The 22263-nt window shown below is 54.3% G+C and carries 27 protein-coding genes; 3 read left to right on the top strand and 24 right to left on the bottom strand.

All coding sequences use genetic code 11. From position 1 onward, the window contains the following. Positions 1–759, top strand: coding sequence for a phosphate ABC transporter ATP-binding protein (gene pstB, locus KGZ92_00230; GenBank protein MBS3887714.1), 759 nt, complete (start codon positions 1–3; stop codon positions 757–759). 30 nt (positions 760–789) lie between these two features. On the opposite strand, the gene KGZ92_00235 is transcribed toward pstB, so the two are convergent. From KGZ92_00235 to KGZ92_00340, 22 genes are all read right to left on the bottom strand, one after another. Next, positions 790–1581 carry a M23 family metallopeptidase gene (locus tag KGZ92_00235; protein MBS3887715.1) on the bottom strand — a complete coding sequence of 264 codons (792 nt, stop codon included), beginning with the start codon at positions 1579–1581 and terminating at the stop codon, positions 790–792. Positions 1582–1655: 74 nt separating this feature from the next. After that, positions 1656–2645 (bottom strand): stage II sporulation protein D, encoded by a 990-nt coding sequence (spoIID, locus tag KGZ92_00240; GenBank protein MBS3887716.1) that lies wholly within the window; start codon positions 2643–2645, stop codon positions 1656–1658. A gap of 65 nt (positions 2646–2710) precedes the next feature. Continuing rightward, on the bottom strand, positions 2711–3955 hold the full coding sequence (murA, locus tag KGZ92_00245) for a UDP-N-acetylglucosamine 1-carboxyvinyltransferase (GenBank protein MBS3887717.1): 1245 nt from the start codon (positions 3953–3955) through the stop codon (positions 2711–2713). Positions 3956–4025: 70 nt separating this feature from the next. After that, complete coding sequence (locus KGZ92_00250; protein ID MBS3887718.1) at positions 4026–4769, bottom strand: YwmB family TATA-box binding protein; 744 nt, start codon at positions 4767–4769, stop codon at positions 4026–4028. A 75-nt stretch (positions 4770–4844) separates the two neighbouring features. Next, positions 4845–5219, bottom strand: coding sequence for a DUF1694 domain-containing protein (locus KGZ92_00255; GenBank protein MBS3887719.1), 375 nt, complete (start codon positions 5217–5219; stop codon positions 4845–4847). Next, positions 5216–5626, bottom strand: coding sequence for a F0F1 ATP synthase subunit epsilon (locus KGZ92_00260; GenBank protein ID MBS3887720.1), 411 nt, complete (start codon positions 5624–5626; stop codon positions 5216–5218). Before KGZ92_00260 ends, KGZ92_00255 begins: the two co-directional genes overlap by 4 nt. Further along, on the bottom strand, positions 5626–7047 hold the full coding sequence (gene atpD / locus KGZ92_00265; protein MBS3887721.1) for a F0F1 ATP synthase subunit beta: 1422 nt from the start codon (positions 7045–7047) through the stop codon (positions 5626–5628). Before atpD ends, KGZ92_00260 begins: the two co-directional genes overlap by 1 nt. 12 nt (positions 7048–7059) lie before the next feature. Beyond that, positions 7060–7917 (bottom strand): F0F1 ATP synthase subunit gamma, encoded by an 858-nt coding sequence (locus KGZ92_00270; GenBank protein ID MBS3887722.1) that lies wholly within the window; start codon positions 7915–7917, stop codon positions 7060–7062. A 17-nt stretch (positions 7918–7934) separates the two neighbouring features. Continuing rightward, positions 7935–9440, bottom strand: coding sequence for a F0F1 ATP synthase subunit alpha (atpA, locus tag KGZ92_00275; protein ID MBS3887723.1), 1506 nt, complete (start codon positions 9438–9440; stop codon positions 7935–7937). Then, positions 9430–9993, bottom strand: coding sequence for an ATP synthase F1 subunit delta (gene atpH / locus KGZ92_00280; protein MBS3887724.1), 564 nt, complete (start codon positions 9991–9993; stop codon positions 9430–9432). Before atpH ends, atpA begins: the two co-directional genes overlap by 11 nt. Further along, complete coding sequence (gene atpF / locus KGZ92_00285; protein MBS3887725.1) at positions 9993–10472, bottom strand: F0F1 ATP synthase subunit B; 480 nt, start codon at positions 10470–10472, stop codon at positions 9993–9995. Before atpF ends, atpH begins: the two co-directional genes overlap by 1 nt. 84 nt (positions 10473–10556) lie before the next feature. Then, the gene (gene atpE / locus KGZ92_00290) at positions 10557–10814 is read right to left on the bottom strand and encodes an ATP synthase F0 subunit C (protein MBS3887726.1); all 258 of its coding nucleotides are present in this window, start codon (positions 10812–10814) and stop codon (positions 10557–10559) included. 60 nt (positions 10815–10874) lie between these two features. Further along, entirely contained in the window at positions 10875–11528 is a 654-nt protein-coding gene (atpB, locus tag KGZ92_00295) for a F0F1 ATP synthase subunit A (protein MBS3887727.1), read from the bottom strand. Between the two features lie 18 nt (positions 11529–11546). Then, entirely contained in the window at positions 11547–11924 is a 378-nt protein-coding gene (locus KGZ92_00300) for an ATP synthase subunit I (GenBank protein MBS3887728.1), read from the bottom strand. Between the two features lie 115 nt (positions 11925–12039). Then, entirely contained in the window at positions 12040–12198 is a 159-nt protein-coding gene (locus KGZ92_00305) for an AtpZ/AtpI family protein (GenBank protein ID MBS3887729.1), read from the bottom strand. 55 nt (positions 12199–12253) lie between these two features. Further along, complete coding sequence (wecB, locus tag KGZ92_00310; protein MBS3887730.1) at positions 12254–13348, bottom strand: UDP-N-acetylglucosamine 2-epimerase (non-hydrolyzing); 1095 nt, start codon at positions 13346–13348, stop codon at positions 12254–12256. Positions 13349–13434: 86 nt separating this feature from the next. Then, entirely contained in the window at positions 13435–13896 is a 462-nt protein-coding gene (locus tag KGZ92_00315; GenBank protein ID MBS3887731.1) for a cytidine/deoxycytidylate deaminase family protein, read from the bottom strand. Then, entirely contained in the window at positions 13893–14531 is a 639-nt protein-coding gene (upp, locus tag KGZ92_00320) for a uracil phosphoribosyltransferase (GenBank protein ID MBS3887732.1), read from the bottom strand. The genes KGZ92_00315 and upp overlap by 4 nt, the downstream gene beginning before the upstream one ends. Further along, positions 14524–15759 (bottom strand): serine hydroxymethyltransferase, encoded by a 1236-nt coding sequence (locus tag KGZ92_00325; GenBank protein ID MBS3887733.1) that lies wholly within the window; start codon positions 15757–15759, stop codon positions 14524–14526. The genes upp and KGZ92_00325 overlap by 8 nt, the downstream gene beginning before the upstream one ends. After that, entirely contained in the window at positions 15734–16222 is a 489-nt protein-coding gene (gene rpiB, locus KGZ92_00330; protein MBS3887734.1) for a ribose 5-phosphate isomerase B, read from the bottom strand. The genes KGZ92_00325 and rpiB overlap by 26 nt, the downstream gene beginning before the upstream one ends. A 63-nt stretch (positions 16223–16285) precedes the next feature. Continuing rightward, positions 16286–16960: a low molecular weight protein arginine phosphatase gene (locus KGZ92_00335; GenBank protein ID MBS3887735.1), complete on the bottom strand. Its 675-nt coding sequence runs from the start codon at positions 16958–16960 to the stop codon at positions 16286–16288. Beyond that, a complete protein-coding gene (locus tag KGZ92_00340) occupies positions 16957–17973 on the bottom strand; it encodes a threonylcarbamoyl-AMP synthase (GenBank protein MBS3887736.1) in 1017 nt (338 codons plus the stop codon). Before KGZ92_00340 ends, KGZ92_00335 begins: the two co-directional genes overlap by 4 nt. A 139-nt stretch (positions 17974–18112) precedes the next feature. Here KGZ92_00340 and dinB point away from each other — a divergent pair, with 139 nt between their 5' ends. Continuing rightward, the gene (dinB, locus tag KGZ92_00345; GenBank protein ID MBS3887737.1) at positions 18113–19297 is read left to right on the top strand and encodes a DNA polymerase IV; all 1185 of its coding nucleotides are present in this window, start codon (positions 18113–18115) and stop codon (positions 19295–19297) included. Between the two features lie 38 nt (positions 19298–19335). On the opposite strand, the gene KGZ92_00350 is transcribed toward dinB, so the two are convergent. Then, entirely contained in the window at positions 19336–19893 is a 558-nt protein-coding gene (locus KGZ92_00350) for an ECF transporter S component (GenBank protein ID MBS3887738.1), read from the bottom strand. An 87-nt stretch (positions 19894–19980) separates the two neighbouring features. Further along, positions 19981–20739, bottom strand: coding sequence for a type III pantothenate kinase (locus KGZ92_00355; GenBank protein ID MBS3887739.1), 759 nt, complete (start codon positions 20737–20739; stop codon positions 19981–19983). 148 nt (positions 20740–20887) lie between these two features. Between KGZ92_00355 and KGZ92_00360 the strand changes: the two genes are divergently transcribed. After that, positions 20888–22252 (top strand): CPBP family intramembrane metalloprotease, encoded by a 1365-nt coding sequence (locus KGZ92_00360; protein ID MBS3887740.1) that lies wholly within the window; start codon positions 20888–20890, stop codon positions 22250–22252. Positions 22253–22263 lie beyond the last annotated feature (11 nt).

Consider the following 22263-nt stretch of genomic DNA (forward strand, 5'->3'; position numbering starts at 1 on the left):
ATGGCACAAGCTGTCAGTATAGCAGATTTGTCCGTCAGCTTTGGCCGACAACAGGTACTTCGTCGCGTGTCCTTGACGGCACGTGCCGCAGAAGTTACCGCTCTCATCGGCCCGTCTGGCTGCGGCAAGACAACTCTTTTGCGTAGCATCAATCGCTTACATGATCTTTACTCGGGAGCGAGCGTCTCGGGTCAAATTTTACTCGGCACAGAGAATGTTTACGCTAAGCAGACTGACCCGGTGGAGCTACGCCGCCGCATCGGCATGATATTTCAGAAGCCGAATCCCTTTCCTCATTTGTCCATTTTTGAAAACGTGGCTGTGGGCATACGCCTGCACGGCCTGGCCTCCCCGGCGTCTCTCGCTCTACAGGTGCAGGCCTGCCTACAGAAGGCCTCTCTGTGGAATGAAGTCAAGGATAGATTGCACATGCTCGGTACCTCGCTTTCGGGTGGCCAGCAACAACGCCTATGTATTGCGCGCGCCTTAGCGGTGAATCCGGAGGTGTTCCTAATGGACGAGCCATGTGCTTCGCTCGACCCGATCAGCACTATGCATGTGGAAGAATTGATTGCGGAGCTAGGCCGCGAGTACACTATTATCATTGTCACCCACAACATGCAGCAGGCCGCCCGGGTGTCCCAGCAGGCGGCCTTTGTCTTAAATGGCGAACTTATTGAATTCGGGGCGACAAAAGAGCTCTTTGTTCACCCACAGGACCCGCGCAGCGAAGCCTACATCACGGGGCGGATGGGTTAGGGTGTCGCACGCTCCGTCTCAAACCACTGGTTACCGGAACATGTAGGTTGGGTCCACTGACTCACCCTCTTTATAGAGAGCGAAGTAAAGCTGAGTCGCCTCGGCACCTTTAGCGGCTGGATTCGTGTCTAGCTGCCCAAGCTCTTGCCCTGTAGTAACGACTTGGTCAACCCGTACCGTAACGCGCCTGAGGTTGGCATAGACTGTCTGCCAGCCACTACCATGATCAATGGTGACTTTGGTACCCCAGGCGGGGTCTTGTTGCCCGATACTTACCACACGTCCGCCATGCGCGGCCACTACTGGCGTACCGATCGTGGCCTCGATGCCAACTCCATGGTGGTACTGAAAGGCTTGAAACGTAGCGGACCACTGAAAGCCATAGGGAGCGATGATGGGCCCGGCGATGGGCTTAGTCAGCTGCTCGATGCGGGTGACTACCGCCGCGACCGGCTCGGCAGCTACCTCTGGCGGGGGGGTGCTGGCTCCCGGCGGAGAGGTAACGACCGGGTCGGCTGTGACTACTAGGGGTGGCACTGTGATGACAGGCGGCTCTTCTGGAGGATCTTCAGGGGGGGTAGTAATGGGTTCCAAAGTGCCAGGCGGCTCCGATACCCGCGTTCCCCATAGGCGGTAGGGGCTATTCCACCACCACACGCCAGCCAGGAGAACCACGACCAACAAGTAGCTGGCCATAAGAAAACGCCTGCTGCGAAATAATCGTACCACTCGACCGGGGGGCAGGCTGAACTTCAGTCGGTGCCACAGGAGAACGCCCTTTAGGCGCAAGCGATTTACGAGAGCTTTAATACGTAAGATCATTTAGTCTTCACCTCTTGAGTGAAGTGTTGACAAGTTATATCTATTTTATACCAGCAGATAGGGCTTTAGTGGTACTACCTGCCCGCAAGGGAAACTATACTGACTTCACCATAGTAGAACTTAAGTATGTAAGTATGATCCTTTCCTGCACGTGCTAAGCCGTCGGCTCCCCACTGACACATACCCACACCATGCCCATGTCCGCGTGTCACAATAATGACCTCATTTTGACTGGCGCTGACGGTAAAGTTGGTGGAGCGCAAACCCAAAAGCCTGCGCAGCGTAGTACCAGAGAACTGTCGATTGCCGACCCTTAACTCCTGGACACGCCCGCTAGCACTACGCCGCAGGATTTGGATGGGCGGTGGTCGGCGGGCTAGATCGCGTGTTGCGAGGACTAGGGCAGCGTCTTCCTGCCTAAGTAGGGCAATAAAGTCAAGACTTGCAAAGCGGCGTTCTTCTGTGAAACGGTTGGAGTGGGTACAGAAAGCGCATTCGCGCCCACTCAGGTAAGGATAGCTGTTGCTCCACACGTTTTCGGCATACTCTGTTCTGCCTCCACAAGTCGAGTGATAGATGGGGTCGATAGGGCGGCCCCGGTAGGTGATTATCTTGCCCGCCGTGTTTCTAACGGCAGCTTGAATCTTAGCTAGGTTGCTGCCAAAATCCATCATTCCCCACTTTAGTTGCAGGGCCTGCTCGGATAAGTAGGCCTGGCAGTGAGCCGGGTCATCACAGACATCGGCCTCTTGGTGGCGAGAACAGCCGCCACCACCTAGCTGCCTGGCGCGACGAACCACATAAGTTCTCGCGGCAATGGCTTGTGCCTCTAAGGCGGCAGGAGCAAAGAGTGCCGGCATTTCTGCGGCGACTACTCCAGCTACATATTCTTCTAGCGGTAGCGAGACGACCTGCCCTGTTCTTGTTGAGTAAACATTTACCATGAAGGGGCTGTCCAAAGGAGGTGGGGGTGGCTGCCACCACCCCCACACTGCGACTATTATGCTTGGCATGACAACGAGTATAATTGCCAAAAACACACCATACCGTAGCAAGACGCGCATCCGTTACCCTCCTCGACATAGTAACTATATGCCGAGCCCAGGTAATTAGAAGAAGTATACGTAGATCAGTCCTTTTTGCAGATGTCGGCGCCAACTTGTTGCAACTTGCCGACAATGTCGCCATACCCTCGCTCGATATGGGACACGCCGCTAATTTCCGTGACACCCTGTGCGGATAACCCGGCCAGAATTAAGGCCGCGCCCGCGCGCAAGTCTGAGGCAGCTACAGGTGCACCAGAGAGATTCGGGACACCCTTGATAATGGCATTGCGTCCCTCAGTGCGAATCTGCGCCCCCATGCGGCGCAGCTCAGGTACATGCATGAACCTGTTTTCGAATACTGTCTCGGTAATCATGCTAGTCCCCTGTCCCCGGCACAAGAGCGCCATCATCTGGGGCTGCATATCGGTAGGGAAACCGGGATAGGGTAAAGTTTTTACGTCCACCGGCGCAATATGCGAAGTGCCAGAAACACGCACACTATCACCGAGAATATCGATCTGCACCCCCGCTTCACGCAGCTTGGCCGTCACGCTGACCACATGCTCTGGAATAACATTTTCTACCAACAGCTCCCCGCCGGTGATGGCCGCCGCCATCATGTAGGTGCCAGCCTCGATGCGATCAGGTATGACCCGGTAATGCGGGCCACGGAAGGTTTTACGGCCGTGTATCACAATGGTGTCCGTACCTGCCCCATCAACACGGCCCCCCAGGCAATTAATGAAGCAAGCCAAATCAACAATCTCTGGCTCCTCGGCCGCATTTTGAATAAATGATACTCCGTCCGCAAAGCAAGCGGCCATCATAATATTCTCTGTGGCGCCCACACTAGGGTAGTCCAAGTAAATAGTGTTGCCGATAAGAGTCTTGGCGGTAGCCTCGACAAAGCCATGCCCAACTACGATATCAGCCCCGAGCAATGAGAAGCCTTTGAGGTGTAGGTCGATGGGGCGCGTACCAATAGCGCAGCCGCCTGGCAGTGATACCTTAGCCTTGCCTAGGCGCCCCAAAAGGGGACCCATAATGAGCACAGACGCCCTCATTTGACTGATGAGGTTGTAGGGGGCGTCATTGCCATTTAGGTTTTGGCAATCAATCTCAATCTCTTCGCCAAACGAATTGATGGTTCCACCCAAGTGGGAGATTACCTCCAACATGGTGGAAACATCGTTGAGCCTTGGCACCGACTCAAGCTTGGTTTTACCGTCATTCGCCATTAACGCGGCCGCCAAGAGAGGCAACACCGCATTTTTTGCCCCGCTGACAGCTATTTTTCCATTTAAGGGCACCCCTCCGCGCACTAACATAGTTGCCACAATATTACCTCCTCGCTGACTTATTGCGACAGCTATATTATGCCCAAATTGCCGGCGCTGTCTAGATGGAAAGACTTAAGTTTGGTGAGGCCAACCAGATTCGCGTTTTGTTATTTCCTGGGTCAAAACGCATCATCAACGATAAATTCGTGTGCCTGCCGGCGATGTTCACGCCCGGGGGCAAGTAGCGGCTGAAGCCGACAACATTGACGCTTGTTCCATCTGTATAAAATTCTTGCGTTTCTGCATGCAGCGCAGTGAGCACTTGCCCCACAATGAGGGCGACCTCACTCGGCGTGAGCTTGCCTTTCAGCACGCCTACGAAGCAAGTTGTGACCGTAGGACGAACACCTGCCGCCAGAAAAAAAGTGCGCAGAGTTGCCTCCATTTTCGCGATGGAGTGGCTCGGCACTGTAGTCGTCATAGTTAGTACGAGGTAGGTCTCCTGCCGCCCGTTGTTCATGAGCGATTGAGAATTTGTTTCTATAGAGTAGATGTCCGTGATGAAGGTGGCGTGCGCCTGTCTGGCGCCCATGTCTTCCCAATACTTTATATCTGTCGGCACTAGCCCGAAGGCCGCTTGCGAGGCGTGGCGAAGCAGTTCTTGCAGTTGTCCCACACTCTGCTTACTAACCGGGATGCTCGCCCAGCCGTTCATGCTCACCTCGAGCAAGGTCGCCTGAGATGCGGCGAAAGCCCGTTCCAATGGACTCCATTGTGGGCCCTCGCCACCCAAACGCAGCGCCATGTTGCCCCCAAAAAACATGAGACCTACAACCATAATACCAGTTACAAATTTTCGCATGAATACTCCCTCCCTTTGACCATGATTATTGGCCTTCTGGGAGGGCTTTATACCATAACTCTCACTTACAGGCCCCTAAGCGTGGCGTAGGAGAACTAGCACCACATCACCCGTAAAATCTGGCGAGCTAACCACGGAGAACTGTACGCCGCGTTTTACAGCAGCTTGCACATAGGCCATGGCACGACTTAGGTAGTCGGAGCGAACTAGTAGTTTCTCAATTTGCCGAGGGTCAAGTAAGGCGCTGAAGTCAGCACTTACCACATTGGTCTCTAGCTGTGGCAGCGTTAAGACCCAAGCCACCCGCTCTAAGAGCTGGCCTAAATGGGCATTGCGCTCTTTACGTCTGAAAACCGGAGTAGCGCCGTGGCCCTCTCGTAGCAGGGTGCGCTTCAGTTCACAACGCCGTCCATACTTCGAGAGAGCCTCGCGCTCAATTTTATCGCTCACTCGTCTCTGTCAACCGCTCTTATACGGGCTATGGCTTTACGCAAGGCCATTTCATTGCGCACAAAGTCGATCTCGGGGTTGCCCTTCTGTGCCAAGCGCTCCTCGGCGCGTGTCTTGGCGCGGCGAGCGCGCTCCACATCAATTTCGCTAGAGAGCTCTGCCGTTTCAGCGAGAATAATAACCTTGTGATCGGCGCCGACTTCCAGAAAACCTGCGCTCAGGGCTATTCTTTGCTCACCCTGCTCGTCTTTGATGCGCAATACGCCTGGTACGATTACGGTGACAAGGGGGATGTGCCCAGGTAAGATACCAATTTCGCCGTCGAGGGCGCGTACACTGACCATGGTGCACTCCCGGCTCACCACTTTGCGCTCCGGGGTCACTACCTCCACCCACATCGTACCCATTAGCGCTCGCCGCTTTCCGCGATAATGCGTTGCCCTTTCGCCATGGCTTGCTCAATAGCGCCCACCATCAGGAAAGCGTCTTCGGGCAAGGCGTCATGCTTGCCAGCGAGAATTTCGGCAAAACCACGCACTGTTTCGCGCACTGGCACATACTCGCCAGAGAGACCGGTAAAGACTTCGGCCACAAACATTGGCTGACTGAGGAAGCGCTGGATTTTGCGCGCGCGGGCGACTACAAGTTTGTCCTCTTCGCTGAGTTCATCCATGCCAAGAATGGCGATGACATCCTGCAGTTCTTTGTAGCGCTGCAACACGGCCTGAACGCCGCGTGCTACGTCATAGTGCTCCTGACCTAGAACGCGAGGATCGAGAATGCGCGAGGTGGACTCGAGGGGATCTACGGCCGGGTAGATGCCTAGCTCGGAGATGGAGCGCGACAAAACGGTTGTGGCGTCAAGATGGGCGAAAGTTGTCGCCGGAGCAGGGTCTGTAAGGTCATCCGCGGGCACATAGATGGCCTGCACGGAGGTGATACTTCCCTTCTTCGTTGACGTAATGCGCTCCTGCAATTGACCCACATCGGTAGCTAGCGTCGGCTGATACCCTACTGCCGATGGCATTCTGCCAAGAAGCGTCGAAACTTCTGCACCTGCTTGGACAAAGCGGAAGATATTATCGATGAAGAGTAGCACATCGCGCCCCTCTTCGTCACGGAAGTACTCTGCCATGGTGAGTCCGGTCAAGCCAACGCGCATTCTCGCGCCGGGCGGCTCGTTCATCTGCCCGAAGACGAGCGCCGTCTTATTGAGAACGCCTGACTCTGTCATTTCAAGATAAAGGTCATTGCCTTCGCGCGTGCGCTCTCCGACCCCGGCGAACACAGAGTAACCGCCATGCTCAATAGCGATATTGTGGATAAGCTCTTGAATGGCAACAGTCTTACCGACGCCTGCCCCACCGAAGAGGCCGATCTTACCGCCCTTAGAGTAGGGGCACAAGAGGTCGATAACCTTGATGCCTGTCTCCAGTATTTCTTCCGCAGGGCTGAGCTCCTCGAGGAGAGGTGCCGACCTGTGGATGGGGTGCTTAGGGGGCGCAACTAGTGCTCCCTTGCCATCGATGGGTTCGCCAAGAACGTTAAAGAGACGGCCTAAGGTCTGCGGTCCCACCGGGACGGCGATGGACTTGCCTGTGTCAACGACCTCCATGCCTCTCACTAAACCATCGGTAGAAGCCATGGCCACGCAGCGGGCCACGTTGTCACCGACATGGTGCATTACTTCTACAACTAGGATGCTCTCTTGCCCGGCGGGGTTGACGCTACTCACCGTGAGGGCATTAAGAATGTTTGGCAAATTGCCCGGAGAAAACTTGACGTCGATGACCGGGCCCATTACTTGTGTGATATTTCCCTTGTTCACAGCGAGGCCTCCTTACTTGAGCGCTTCTGCACCGGCTACCAGCTCCGAGATTTCCCGGGTAATACTGGCTTGCCGTGCACGGTTGTATTTAAGGGTTAATCTCTTTATCATGTCGTCCGCATTATTAGTAGCCGCATCCATGGCTGTCATGCGAGCGCCATGCTCACCGGCTTTCGCCTCGAGCAGTGTGCGATAGATCAGGGTATTGATATGGCGCGGGAGCAGATGCTCGAGCACCTCATCTGAACTCGGCTCAAAAAGGTACTCTGCCTCAACCTTTTCCCTTGGCGAACGAGAACCCACTACCGGTAGAATCTGCAGGGCCTCCTGCCGCTGTACTAAGGGATTGATAAAGTGGGGGTATACTAACCAGACTTCGTCGACGAGGTTGGCAAGGTAGAGGTCGCGCACCGTCTCGCCTATGCCCTGGGCTTGCTTAAAGGAAATGTTATCGCCAAGCCCCGTAAAGTCGCCCACTAGAGGATACTTGCGCCTCTTAAAGTAATCGCGTCCCTTGCGTCCCACGGCAAAGATCATCGGTAGCTCGTCGCCATTCTCCTGCATTACCTTCACGGCTTTGCGAATAAGGTTGGCGTTAAAGCCACTGCACAAGCCCCGGTCTGCCGTCACCACCAAGTAGGCGCGACGCTTTCCTTCTCGTTTAACTAAGAATGGATGCAGGTTTTCATCTGTTCGCGCTGCGACACGGCGCAGCACCTCCTGCATGGCGAGCGCGTAGGGGCGAGCTGAGATAAGAGCAGATTGGGCCCGGCGGAGCTTAGCAGCCGAGACCATCTTCATGGCACGTGTTATCTGTTGCGTGTTTTTTACGCTACGAATTCTGCGGCGAATATCGCGCAAGGTGGCCACTATACCTCACCCCCTCTTTAAGAAAACAAGCGCTTAAACTCGGCTATGGCCTCATCGAGAGCTTTGCTGGTCTCTGGGCTGAGGGCTTTTTCTTCTCTAATAGTAGAGAGAATGCGGCTATGCTTGTCTCGCATGACACGCAAAAATTCCCCTGCAAAACCAACTACTCGCTTAACTTCAACACTGTCTAAATGTCCGTGCACGCCGAGGTAGATGCTAACCACCTGCTCTTCGATAGGCATGGGGACATTTTCTCCCTGCTTGAGGAGCTCCGTAAAGCGCTCCCCGCGTGCCAAACGCGCCTGGGTGGCCCTGTCTAGCTCTGAACCGAACTGCGCAAAGGCCGCCAGCTCACGATACTGCGCCAGTTCAAGGCGGAGTCGCCCCGCTACTTGGCGCATGGCCTTAATCTGAGCCTTGCTACCCACGCGGGAGACAGATAGGCCTACGTTGACCGCAGGACGAATACCAGAGTAAAACAGGTCGCTTTCCAAGAAAATCTGCCCATCAGTGATAGAAATGACGTTCGTGGGAATGTAGGCTGAAACGTCGCCTGCCTGTGTCTCGATAATGGGGAGAGCGGTAAGGCTTCCGCCGCCATACTCTTTCGATAGACACGCAGCGCGCTCCAGAAGACGAGAGTGCAAGTAGAAGACATCCCCAGGGTAGGCTTCGCGGCCGGGCGGGCGCCTAATCAGGAGCGACATGGCGCGATAGGCAACGGCATGCTTGGAAAGATCATCGTATATCACGCAGACATCGCGACCCTCATGCATAAAGTATTCACCCATGGCGCAACCAGCGTAAGGCGCCAAGAACTGCAGGGTAGCGCTGTCTGCAGCGGTAGAAGATACTACGATGGTGTAGGAGAGTGCACCATGGCTTTCTAGCGTGCGCACAATTCGCGACACTGTCGACGCTTTTTGGCCAATGGCCACATAGATGCAGATAACTCCCTGCCCTTTTTGGTTGATGATGGTGTCTACGGCGATGGCGGTCTTACCTGTGCCGCGGTCGCCAATAATTAGTTCGCGCTGGCCACGTCCAATAGGGATCATCGAGTCAATGGACTTAAGCCCAGTCTGCAGCGGTGTATCTACTGGTCTGCGCTCGATAACACCAGGCGCGATAATTTCCACCGGGCGATACTTGTCTGTTACGATGGGGCCGTTGCCATCGAGGGGCTGGCCTAGGGGGCTGACGACTCGTCCAAGCAGTGCTTCCCCGACAGGTACCGAGGCAATGCGCCCCGTGCGCTTTACCGTGTCGCCTTCTTTGATGCCCACGTCAGAGCCAAAAATGGCCACCGCCACATTGTCTTCCTCAAGATTGAGTACCGCACCAAAAACGGCACCCGGAAACTCCACGAGTTCACTCGCCATGACATTGTCTAGCCCGTAAACACGAGCAATACCGTCACTAACGGTTAGGACGGTGCCGACCTCGGCCACTTCGATTTGCGACCGGTAATTTTCTATTTCCCGCCGCAGAATAGAGCTAATTTCTTCTGGCTTAAGGCGCAATATCTTTCACCTCTGCAATCCTGACTTCTACTTGTGAAAGCTGATTTTTTAGGGCCTTGAGTCGTGCCATAACGCTGCCATCGTAGACTACATTGCCCACCCGTACAGTGACCCCGCCTAAGAGCCTAGGCTCTATACGAAGGTCAAGCACTACTCTCTCTGGCTCCCCGAGTTTATGCTTAAGACTTTGGATTTCATCATTCGTCAGGGGGGTGGCACTATGCACCACAGCGTGGAGCTCGCCCCTATCTCTTTGCGACAGTTTCGTGAAGGCTACGACGATGCTATCAAGCTCTGACTCGCGCCCCTTGTCGATAAGTAATTTGAGAAAGTCGACCGCGGCGACTTGGTAGCCGACAGAGAGCTTGTCCACGATGGCTTTACGTCTCTTTTTCTCCACGCGGGGGTGCGAAAAAAGAAGACTCGCGGCTTTGTCTTTGACGAGAGTTGAGAAGGCGAAAAGATCCTCGTGCACTTCATCGACAATGCTTTGCTCTTTGGCCACAGCAAAGAGGGCCAGAGCATAGCGCATGGCCAGAATTTCGCCGGCCATTACTGCCTGCCCATCCCTTCAAGGGTGTCGGAGATGAGTTGGCGATGTGTGGCAGGGTTGATCTCCCGCCCGATGACCATGGCCGCCGAACTGATGGTCAACTCTAAGACATGCTCCTTGAGCATGGCCATGGCCTTGCCCACTTCATGTTGCACCTCAGATTGCGCGCGCTCTACAATGCGTGCGCTTTCCTTCCGCGCCTCGGCAACTAGTTCATCCTTAATTTTTTGGCCATGTTTGGTGGCCTCTTCTATAATGCGCTGGCTGGTCTCCCTCGCCTGCGCAATCTCGCTTTCAAAGGTTTGACGCATACTCTCGGCTTCTTCCCGAGCGAGAGCGGCCTCATTCAATGCCCTTTCAATGCCCGCTGACCTTTCCGCCATGACCTTGCGCACCGGCTTGTACAAGAAATAGGTGAGCAAACCCATGAGCACGAAAAAGTTCAGGAGCATCTGGACCATGTACAACGGGTTCAGCATCCCGACCACTCCTTTTTAGGTAGAACAAGCGCCAAGAAGGGAATGGGCCTTGGCCCATTCCACTTCCTGACCCAGGTACATATACTATCTCTCAATAATAAGGTTAAACAACGGGCGAGCAAACATAAGAATCATGAATAGCGCAATGGCCAAGGAGTAAATACCCGTGGATTCGGCGATGGCATCGCCAAGAATAAGGTAAGTACGAATCTTGCCTTCGGCTTCAGGTTGACGCGCAATGGCTTCTACGGCCTTACCGGCGGCATAACCTTGCCCAATACCAGGACCGATACCGGCAATCAAGGCTAGGCCTGAACCAACGAAAACGGCCGCGATGACAATAACATACCCCCAAAAAGTTACATCAGTCAATCTTTTCCCCTCCTTTCAAAGTGAGCGAAATTACTCCGCTTGGACTTGTATATAGGCAACTGCTAGCAAGGTAAAGACTAGCGATTGCACCACACCCACAAAGACTCCGAACCACAAATTAAGAATTCCGGGCATGACCCAGGGCACCAACTGATAAAACACAAAAGTCATTACTAAGCCACCAAACATATTGCCATAGAGGCGAAAACCATGCGACAAGACCTTGCCGAGCTCGCCAATGATATTCATCGGCAACATAATTGGGTAAGGCTCAATGTAGGCCTTTAAGTAGGCCCCCAAGCCTTTGCGATGGATGGCCGTACCATGGGCCACCAGAAACACGAACGTCGCTAGGCCTAAGGTTGTGTCTAAGCGCGTAGTGGGGCTAGTCACAAAGGGTATGAGTCCAGACAAATTGAGTGTCAGGGTGAAGATGCCGATGGTCGCAATGAGCGGAATATAGGATACACCTGACTTACCCATCATGTCTATGACCATAGACTCAAAAAAGGACATCATCATTTCGGCCACATTTTGCGCCCCGCGCGGCACAGCCTGTAGCCTACGCGTGGCCATGTAGGCAAAGAGCACTATAAAGGCCATGACCACCCAAGAGACGACCACAAAATCTGGCACGGGAACGCCAAAGATACGAAAAATTATTGCTGATTCGACTTCTAACATCTTCTCCACCACACCCCATCATTTGTGTCTGCGATTAAGGACGTGCACAAGTTCCCCAAGATAAATGGCCATCTTAATGGTAAGGACCCCGATAACGGTGGCCGCAAAATTGAACCAAGGATTAAAGAATGGTACAACCATTACGGCGGCAATAAAGAACATGCGTTTAGCAAAAGCGCGCCGAGCGATACGGGTGGCGACGAGAGGGTTCTTGTGTCGTGTAAGGGAGTGGACATCAAGCACCAAGAGGCGCAGGTAAACAATCGCGCCCACACCGCCAAGGAGCAAACCTAGCGAGGCCTGCCAGGCGAAAAGGAGCGAGGCCGCACTAAGTGCGAGAACAATGAAAATAATGCGCCCCCGCAATTCGCGTTCGAGCTGTAAGGGGTCATTCATTGTGCTCACCATTCCTCTCGCGAAAGAACCCCTCGATGGTGTTATAGACACTCCACAAGGCGCCTCCTATACCAGCTACGGTCCCTAGCAAAGTGAATACTACTCCCGTAGTTAGCTACTTGTCAAGCCACAGGCCAATATAGGCCCCTACGGCCACCGCCACAACTACATTTAACCCAATCTGCGTGAGGAGCGACAACAGCTCATACCCGGAGCGCAGGCGCATACTACACCGAAACGTGTATACAATATGCACTCGTGTTATGATTTCCACGAGAATTTTGCGTCTCCTGCAAAGTGAAAAAGTTAACTTGATATTCTTTCATCTTTTAGACCACCCACTCTGCTGGTCTTTCATCGCGTCGTCCAAAGTAGTGCAAGAGCCCCTCGGCCACCCGACGTGAGGCCTGCCCATCGCCGTAGGGATTAACGGCGTTCTTCATCGCTAGGTAGGCCTCGGTAGATTTCAGCAAACGCTTAGTCTGCTCCACTATCCCCTGTCGCGACGTGCCCACTACGACCACGGTTCCAGCCAGTACGGCTTCTGGGCGCTCGGTGTTGTTGCGCATAACCAGTACGGGTACTCCGAGCGCTGGCGCCTCCTCCTGCAGCCCACCGGAGTCGGTAAGGATGAGGTAGCTCTTGGCCATCAAATTATGAAAGTCATCGGTATCGAGGGGGTCGAGGAGATGTATTCTCTCCTGGCCGGAAAGAAGTGGCATCACCACCTCGCGCACAACGGGGTTAAGATGTACGGGGAAGACCACCTGTATATCAGGAAAATCGTCCACAATGTCAAGCAGCGCCTGGCACATCTCGCCCATGGGCGCGCCCCAGTTTTCTCGCCGGTGCACCTCAACGAGAAGCACCCGACCGCCTAACGGCAACTCTTTAAGCGCAGGGGCGTGAAACTCATACTGCGCTCGCACAGTAGTCGCTAAAGCGTCGATAACGGTATTGCCCGTAACGTAAATGCTCGCGGCTTTAATACCTTCGCAGAGCAAGTTGTCGCGCGAAGTTAAAGTGGGGGCAAAGTGTATGTCTGCTAGGGCGCCAGTAAGCTTGCGGTTCATCTCCTCGGGGAAAGGCAAGTACTTATGGTGGGTGCGTAGCCCCGCCTCGACATGGCCCACGGGTACTTGGTTAAAAAAAGCAGCCAAGCTGGCGGCAAAAGTGGTGAGGGTGTCGCCATGCACGAGTATAATATCCGGCCGATCCTCACGGAAGATATTGTCTAGCCCCAAAACCGCGCGAGAAAAAGTCTCTGGCAAGGTCTGCCTGTCGCGCATAATATTTAAGTCGTACCGCGGTTCAATATGGAAAAGGCGCAGCACTTGATCAAGCATGGCGCGATGCTGCCCTGTGACGCAAGCGGCGACACTAAACTCCGGGCGCCTGGCTAATTCCGTTATGACGGGGGCCATTTTAATGGCCTCTGGCCTCACGCCAAAGACAGTAAACACTTTAATCGTCAATCAATGCTCCACCTTCCGCCACAGCTAGGCCGATACTATTCTTCTGCCCCGGCTTCACCGAGACGTTTAACTTGCAGTCCTGCTTCTGCCAGTAGTTCTTGGCCCAAGCGATCTGGGTAGTCCGAATTAAATACGACGCGCGCAATCTTGGCGTTAATAATCATTTTGGCACACATAACACAGGGGAAGTGGGTGGTGTACAGCGTGCCGCCCCGAATGGACACCCCAGAAGAGGCCGCCTGGATGATAGCGTTTTGCTCGGCATGCATGCCGCGGCACAGCTCGTGGCGCTCGCCAGAGGCGATGCCCCGCTCTTCCCGCAGGCAGCCGATATCTGTGCAGTGCCGCAGCCCAGAGGGTGCGCCGTTGTACCCGGTAGTCAGAATACGGCGGTCATAAATGATAAGCGCCCCAATACGCCGCCGGCAACAGGTGCTGCGCTCTGCCACCACCTTGGTAATAGCCATAAAGTATTCATCCCAGCCGAGCCTCGTCATTTTGTGCCAAAGAGCCTGTCGCCGGCATCACCGAGGCCGGGTACTATGTAGGCGTGTTCATTAAGATGCGAATCTATGGCCGCCGTATATATCTCTACCTCGGGGTGTGCGCCGTGTACGGTGGCAATGCCCTCTGGGGCGGCAATCAAGCACATCAGCTTGATATTTGTGGCGCCCTTGCCCTTCAGGTAGTTTATAGCGGCGACAGCAGAGCCGCCCGTGGCCAGCATGGGGTCAAGGACAATAAGCTCTCTTTCGGCCACATCTGTCGGCAGCTTGGCATAGTACTCAACTGGGCTAAGCGTCTCTGGGTCGCGGTACAGGCCAATATGGCCGACTTTCGCCGTAGGAACAAGGCGGAGGAGCCCATTGACCATGCCTAGACCGGCCCTGAGAATGGGCACGATGCCTAGCTTCTTGCCCGAGAGCACTTTGCTATGCGTCTTTGCTACCGGTGTCTCTATAAGCACCTCTTCTAAAGGCAGGTTACGCGTCACTTCGTAGGCTAGGAGCATGGCCACTTCGTCAACTAACTCCCTAAACTCTTTGGAGCCGGTATGCTTGTCCCGGATAAAAGTCAGCTTGTGCTGGATAAGGGGGTGGTCTAGCAGGTAGACATTATTATCGCTACGCATAAAGCGGAAACTCAGCACACAAGGTGCCAACGCCCTTTATCACACTCGCGAGCACCACTTCATTGTCGCTGTTTTCCAGAGCATCGGCCACTAGGTCGGCAATCCTCGCCATAGCGCTTTCTGTCATGCCGCGCGAGGTCATGGCAGGGGTACCAATGCGAATACCGCTCGTGGTAAACGGACCTTCGGGGTCGAAGGGGATGGTGTTCTTATTTACCGTTATGCCGACGCTATCGAGGACTTTTTCGGCCTTCTTGCCCGTGAGCCCCTTGCTACGCAAGTCAACGAGCAGCAGATGGTTGTCAGTACCGCCCGACACCAGGTCAAAGCCACGCCGCAAGAGGCCCTCAGCCAGTGCTTTGGCATTGACTACAACCTGCTCTTGGTATGCGGCAAATTCTGGCAAGAGGGCTTCTTGGAAAGACACGGCCTTGGCGGCGATGGTGTGCATGAGCGGCCCGCCCTGCATGCCGGGAAAAACTGCTTTGTCGATGGCCTTGGCCCAGTCTGCCGTACAGATGATCATGCCACCACGTGGTCCACGTAGCGTCTTATGGGTGGTGGTAGTGACAAAGTCAGCAAAAGGAATAGGACTGGCATGGAGGCCGGCGGCCACGAGGCCCGCAATGTGGGCCATATCTACCATAAACAAAGATCCAGAGAGGGTGGCGATCTCTTTAAGACGCTTAAAATCTATTTTGCGTGGGTAGGCACTAGCCCCCGCCACGAGGAGCTTGGGCTTGTGCTCTAGAGCTAGCCGCTCCACTTCGCTGTAGTCGATAAAGCCGTCCGTACCGACCCCGTACGAGACAAAGTTGTAAAGCTGCCCCGAGAAATTGACGGGACTGCCATGGGTTAAATGCCCCCCATGTGAGAGATTCATGCCGAGCACCGTGTCGCCAGGCTTTAAGCAAGCAAAGTACACAGCCATATTGGCCTGTGCGCCGGAATGCGGCTGCACATTGGCATGGTCACCACCAAAAATACGCAGCGCACGTTGACGCGCGTAGTCTTCAGCCTTATCTACCACCTGGCACCCACCATAGTAGCGCTTGCCTGGGTATCCTTCAGCATACTTGTTGGTCAGCACTGAACCCATGGCCTCTAGCACGGCCCGCGAGACAAAATTCTCAGAGGCAATCAACTCTAAGTGATGCTGCTGACGCACAAGCTCCTCATCAAGCACCGCTGCGATCTCGGGGTCAATTAACTTTAAACTCACTGTCATCCGCTCCTCTACATGTCTTGTTAATCGTCTCTTGTTCAGCTATTTTTTGCAGTCGCAAGGCGTGTTTTCCGCCCGCAAACTCATTCTCTAGCCAAGCTGTGACAATCTCAAGGGCCAAACCAACGCCCACAATCCTTTGCCCCAGACATAAAACATTAGCGTCATTATGCTGACGCGACATCTTGGCCGAATAGGTGTCGTGACAGAGGGCGGCGCGCACACCACAGCGCTTATTGGCAGCAATCGACATGCCAATGCCCGAACCACAAATTAAGATACCAAGATCAGCTTCTACACCAACTACATCGTCGCAAACTAATGCTGCAAAATCTGGGTAGTCGACAGAAAGCTCACTGAAGCACCCGCGGTCCTGTGTTTCGTGCCCTAGGCGAGAGAGTAGGCCTAAAATTTCTTGCTTGAGCGGGTACCCAGCGTGGTCACATCCGAGCGAGATCCTCACCACTTAACACCTGCCTCACCAATAATCCAAACTATATTCTATCATAACTAAGTCCTAGACGCGCCCTCAGGAAGTCTCTTTTAGTTTTTCTTGTACCTTGGCTAAGAGCAATTCTATCTCTTCCGCACTTTGCAGGTAGATGTCTTCGCCCTGCCCAAAAGGGTCGGCTACGTCGGATGAGGCGAGAAAAGCCTCTACTTTCTCAATTTCTTGCCGTTCACGGTAGAGAAGTTCCCTAAGTTGCCCTTGCATTTCCACCAGCTGTTCCTCCACAGCCTGCAACTCGGCTAAAAGCTCGCTGCGTCTAATTTGCAGATCGGCAATGTTGGGGGAGTTTTTAAGAGCAAACTGACGTCGCTTCTCGTCCACAGACGCATAGAGCGCATGAAGTCTGGCCGTAATTTCTTGCTTGTCCGCCTCGCTTAAAGCAAAGTCTTTAATGGTATGTATCTTGCCCTTAGCAGCAGGAAAACGCTCGCAGACCACCTCTTTGTGCCGCTTAGTCATGGTCAGTACCATGTCTGCCCACTCCACCATTTCTTCCGTGATCATTTGTGCCCGGTGCTCGGCTAAATCTATCCCTCTCTTGCCCATCACCAGAGTCGCCCCGCGCGAGGCCTGCGCCCCTGTTTCTGCCGCCACACCAGCTGAACGCACGGTGTCGTTACCGCTACGTTTAAACATAGCCTCCGCCATGGTGCTACGGCAGGTGTTCCCTGTGCAGACGAAAAGAATCTTCATGCTTGTCCTCCTATGACTTGTGATGCGGCCTTGTAGAGGCGATTCATGACCGCCTCACCGAGCCCCTTACTTTCGATTCCTTCGACCAAAATTCTCTCCACCCCTAGACTATCAGCTTCTCTTAAGTAGGCATAGAGTCTCTGCGCGGCTAAATCCACACTTCCCCTTTCTCCCAACGTAAACTTGTGTACATTGGCGGGCAAACCATCTAAGGTATCGGCATAGGCGATAACTGCCGTGCTCAAATCGCGAGCTAAGGAGGCCGCAATTTCATCTCGGTTCGCTTTTACATATAGAATTAGCTGAGCCTCCGGAGCGTAATGTACATACTTCATACCAGGCGCCTCTGGAACGCCCTCGGTCTCTGTCGAAAGCATGACCGGAAGCTTGGCCACCTCTTCTAACATGGAGCGGGTTACAGAGCCCGGCCGTAACACGACAATGCGGTCAGAAAAGACCCTGATTACTGTTGACTCAAGCCCCACCGTTGTCTCACCGCCGTCTAGCAAGGCGTCAATCCGGCCCACTAAATCTTGGGCCACGTGCTGGGCTGTGGTGGGGCTCGGGCGACCAGAAATATTGGCGCTTGGCGCCACGAGAGGAACACCTGTCGCGGCAATGAGCTTTAGCGCGAGGGGATTGCTCGGCATGCGCACGCCAACTGTGTTGCGCCCCGCTGTGACGAGAGGAGACACCGCCTCCTGCTTGTTTAGAACTAGGGTCAAAGGTCCCGGCCAAAAGGCCATCATCAACTTCTCTTCGGTAGGGCTAAACTCCCGCGCCACGAGGGCAAGTTCACGAGGATGCGAGATGTGCACGATGAGAGGGTTGTCACTAGGCCTACCCTTAGCGGCAAAGATTTTCTTTATGGCCACCTCGCTGTCATAGCGTGCCCCTAGACCGTAAACCGTTTCAGTCGGAAAAGCCACCACGCCGCCCTCCTTAAGGATCTCCGCGGCAGCCTGCACATCTTTTTCTGGGACGCTGCCCCACTGGGCTGAAAAAATGAACATCATTGTCACCTGCTTAAGTTTTGCTCTTTCTATTTTACCACGACTTGTTTCCAATATGTTCTCTATCCACGCTACGCGAGCCTCTCTCGTTTCTCTCGCTTCTCATTTTCATCACTAAGGTGTATACTAATACAAACATATGTTTGGAGAGAAGCTCATGCGTCAGATTATCCATCTCGATATGGATGCTTTTTTTGCGTCCGTGGAGCAGCTAGATTTTCCCCATTTGCGCGGCAAGCCTGTGATTGTCGGTGGTGCCCCCAATGAGCGGGGAGTCGTCTCCACTTGTTCTTACGAGGCCCGCAAATTTGGCGTGCACTCCGCCATGCCTCTCAGCGAAGCTTATCGGCGTTGCCCGCACGGCATCTTTGTGCACGGCAGAGGTAGACGCTACCGCGAGATATCGCAACAAGTCTTTGCCATTATGGCCGCATTCTCCCCTCTCTTTGAGCCTGTTTCTATCGATGAGGCCTTTCTCGATGTCACTCACTCGCAAAACCTCTTTGGCACCGCTCCCCATATGGCGCGAACCATTCAAGAGCGCGTGCAGGCCGAACTACACCTCTCCTGCTCCTTAGGGGTAGCCCCCAATAAGTTTCTCGCCAAACTAGCGAGCGACCTCAAAAAGCCCGGCGGGCTGGTGGTTATTACGGAGCAACACGCTAAAGACATTCTCGCCCCCCTGCCGGTGGGCAAAATTTGGGGCGTGGGCGCGAAAACAGCGGCCGAGCTCCACAAACTCGGCCTAAAAACCATAGGAGACCTGCAAAAATGCGACGCTTCTTCTTTAGAGAGACGCCTAGGGGGCCATGGACGACACATTTGGCATCTCGCTCGAGGTGAGGATGACCGCGCCGTAGAAAGCTATGATGCGGTCAAATCAATTGGTCACGAGCACACTTTTGCTGTCGATGTAGCGGAGGTGGATGTCATCAGGGCCTCTCTCTTGTCTCTGGCGGCAAAAGTGGGCCGCCGCTTGCGCAAGCTGGGGTTACGAGCACGCGTAGTCCATTTAAAACTTCGCTACCTAGACTTTACTACCTACTCGCGCCAAACAACCTTACCCCTAGCTACCGACATCGATAGCGAGATTTTTGCTGTAGCCCGCAAACTATTCGACACCAACTTTGATGGGCGACCGGTGCGCCTCGTCGGGGTTTCGGCTCATCAACTGGTGGGAGAGGGAGAGCGCGAAGAACAGCTTGACCTCTTCGTACCGCGTAGCGAAAAGAGCCGCCAAGTGGCAGCCGTAATGGACAAAATTAAGGACCGTCACGGTGAGAAAAGCATTACTTACGGCCTAATCACCGAGCATGAAGAATAAAACCGCCAGAGTCCTGCGGAACTCGGGCGGTTTATCTTTTAGACATTTATCTTGCCTTGCCTAATCAAAGGAAGGAGCGCCACCAAGAGCGACCCAACTACAAACCCTGCCAGGACCAACTCGGGCACGCCATGGGTAAGGGCAATGGTCCATGCTGCTGTCGGGGTGAGGTACCCTCGCCATACCGCCAAAAGCAAAGTGCCCGCGGTGTTAGTAAAAGTACCCACAACGCCAGCCACAATTCCGGCCACACCTAAACCACCCAGTAGACCCTTCCCGGCGGGTAGGTACTGTGCTGTGAGCTTACGCACACCGCGAAAGGCCAGCCAGGCAAAAAGCCCGATGACTAAACGTGCGGGTATCACCACCAAGGGGTCAGCCATAAAGCGCAAACTAAAGAGCCCAAACAAGAGCCCCACAAAGGCACCTACCAGCGGCCCTTCCAACACCCCGGCTATAATTACCGGCACATGCATAAAAGTAGCTGCCCCCGCAGGGGTTGGTAAGGCGATAAAACCCCAATTGGTTACACCTAGGACCACGGTCACGGCCGTGAGCAAGCCGGAAATAACGATTTGCCTCGTCGAAACTTTCATCTTCTTCTTTCCTCCGTTCTCGTTCCTCTCGGATACCAGACGCATGCATAGCGATTATCGAAACTCGGGTCGAGTCCCGCAGGGTATTCACCATTGGCTGTGAATACCCCAGGGTACTCGCCCTAGGGCGCGTGTGGCAGCCACCCATATGCCCGTAAGCGAAAGATGGGGTTCATAGACGTCCACCACATCTCGCAAACCATCTTGCAGAAAGGCACCAATGCCCCCCGTCAGCACGACGCGCAACCTGCCTTGTTCTTCTTGCACGCGGCGAATCATACCGCGCACTAGTTCCAGATAGCCGTAGTAAATTCCTGCTTGCAGGCATTCTACAGTCGTCACATTGATAACACGGGGCGGTTTTTTCAAGGGCACCTCAGATAATAAGGCGGCACGCCGCGTCAGCGCTGCAAAAGACAACTCCATGCCGGGGACAATAGCCGTTCCACAGTAGACACCGCTCTTAATAACACAGAAAGTAGAGCCGGTGCCAAGATCCACATTAAGGCTATCCTGCCCCCACAACCACTGCGAGGCTAGTGCATTGACATAGAGGTCGGGGCCTAGCTCGGCATAGTTCACAGTGGCAAAAGTTAGACCGAGGTCATCCCGAACAGTGAGGACTTCCATGTCCCGCGGGAAAAGGGCCTGCTTAAGAGCCTCTGTTGCTTGCGGCACGACCGAGGCACAGACAACCCTGGCCAGAGGGGCTAACTGCTTGGCTAGCCCAGAATACTCATCGGCATGGCGAGTAGTTGCTTGCGCCATCACCGACAAGACTCTCCCCTGCTCATCGAGGTAGCCTATGTTCGTACGGGTATTGCCAATGCTTACCGCAATCAACATATGCCACTCCCCCTTAAGCTAATTTTATGGCCTCGCGCTAGGCAGTGTCAATAAGGAAGGTGTGTGGCGAGAAATTGAGTACACCAAAAGGGATTGCCCCCCCTGAAAGCGAATAAACGCTAGTACGTCTTTGAAAGGAGTGTCTGCCTTGACCGACAAACGTAGCCCCCATAAACGGAATAGAGTGGCGCACAGCATCTACATTCTTGCTGTTGTGGCCTCCTTTGCGATACTGGCTATGACCATAGTGCTAATTATTCCTGCCGATCTGGGAACTCCCTATGAACCGTTAGAAATAGGCCAGAGCTTTGTTTTTGACCCTTGGGAAATCACCCTTGGGCATTTACATCTCTCTTATCCCGCGGGGGGTGTTATGGTGGAGGCGAGCCGACACGGCGAGCTTACGGCCTTTGTCCTCCTGGCTGAAGGAACGGCCCATTTCTCTGGAAATGAAGAGGGCGCGTCTTTCCCCATTACGCAGCTGGTGCTACATGCGCATCCGGCCGAAATCGCTGTCCTGCGTGGGCAGACCTTCATTGCCCAGGAGGTGCTGCCTGAGGCCATGGACGAGGCCATGGCCCTCTTGGCCACGATTGCCCATGAAGAACCTGTGCTTGAGGTTTTCGGCGTGCGCAAAGTCTTTCTGCCCCGGCGTGGAGTGGCGCGCGTCGCCCTGTTTAGTCCGGAGGGCGAGCGTGCGACCTACATACAGGCACGGCGCACCTTGTGGCAAGGACCAGGGGCGTTGCCCATTGCACTGCACAACCCCGGCGCCAAGCAATACCCCCCGCACGACCAGTTCATTATGAGCTTGGCGATACTAGCGGTCATGCTTGCCGCTGTAGCTGCCGGGGTGGTCTTTGTTACGCAAGATTACGACCCTCAGGCCACCTATGGCCATGAGGGGGCCAAAATAATGTGGCCCTTAGGGCTGGCCTTACTTCATGTGGTGGTCGAGTCCTACCTAGTGCTTCAGGCCCTCCACCCCCTAGTCATCTTGGGCTGGAGAGTAATGATTATGTCGGGTATTTTGTGGATCGCCGATACCTATGGCAATGCCTTGACTTTCCTCGGCTGCACCATGAAACGCGTGCTGCCTGCCATTGGGACAGGCATCTGGACAGGTCTACTTCTGTATCTCTGTGGCACCTTAGCCCTGCCGAGTGGCCTCAACATTGTCACCGCCGACCTCTTGACTAATCTAGTCTATGTCACTGTCAGCTCTGCCCTTTTCCACGAAATATTGTGGCGAGGCTTGGTGCAAGGCGCTTTGCGACAACACCACAGCGCCAGCTTTAGCATCGGTGTGACCACCGTTCTCGCCGCCCTTTTCTCCTTAATCCCTGCCTTGCTCGCAGGCAACTTTGCTGCGGCCGTACTAATTCAAAGCTTTTTCATTGTGCCCATGAGCACAATTATGCTTGGCTTGGTTTATGAGCGCACCCACAACATCTTCGCCCCTCTAGCCACGGTGACAACCATGCACATTCTCTCGTTTCTGTTGCATTTTTGAGCAGCGCCGAC

It is taken from the genome of Bacillota bacterium (assembly GCA_018333655.1).
In the GTDB taxonomy this organism is placed as follows: Bacteria; Bacillota; UBA994; order UBA994; family UBA994; genus BS524.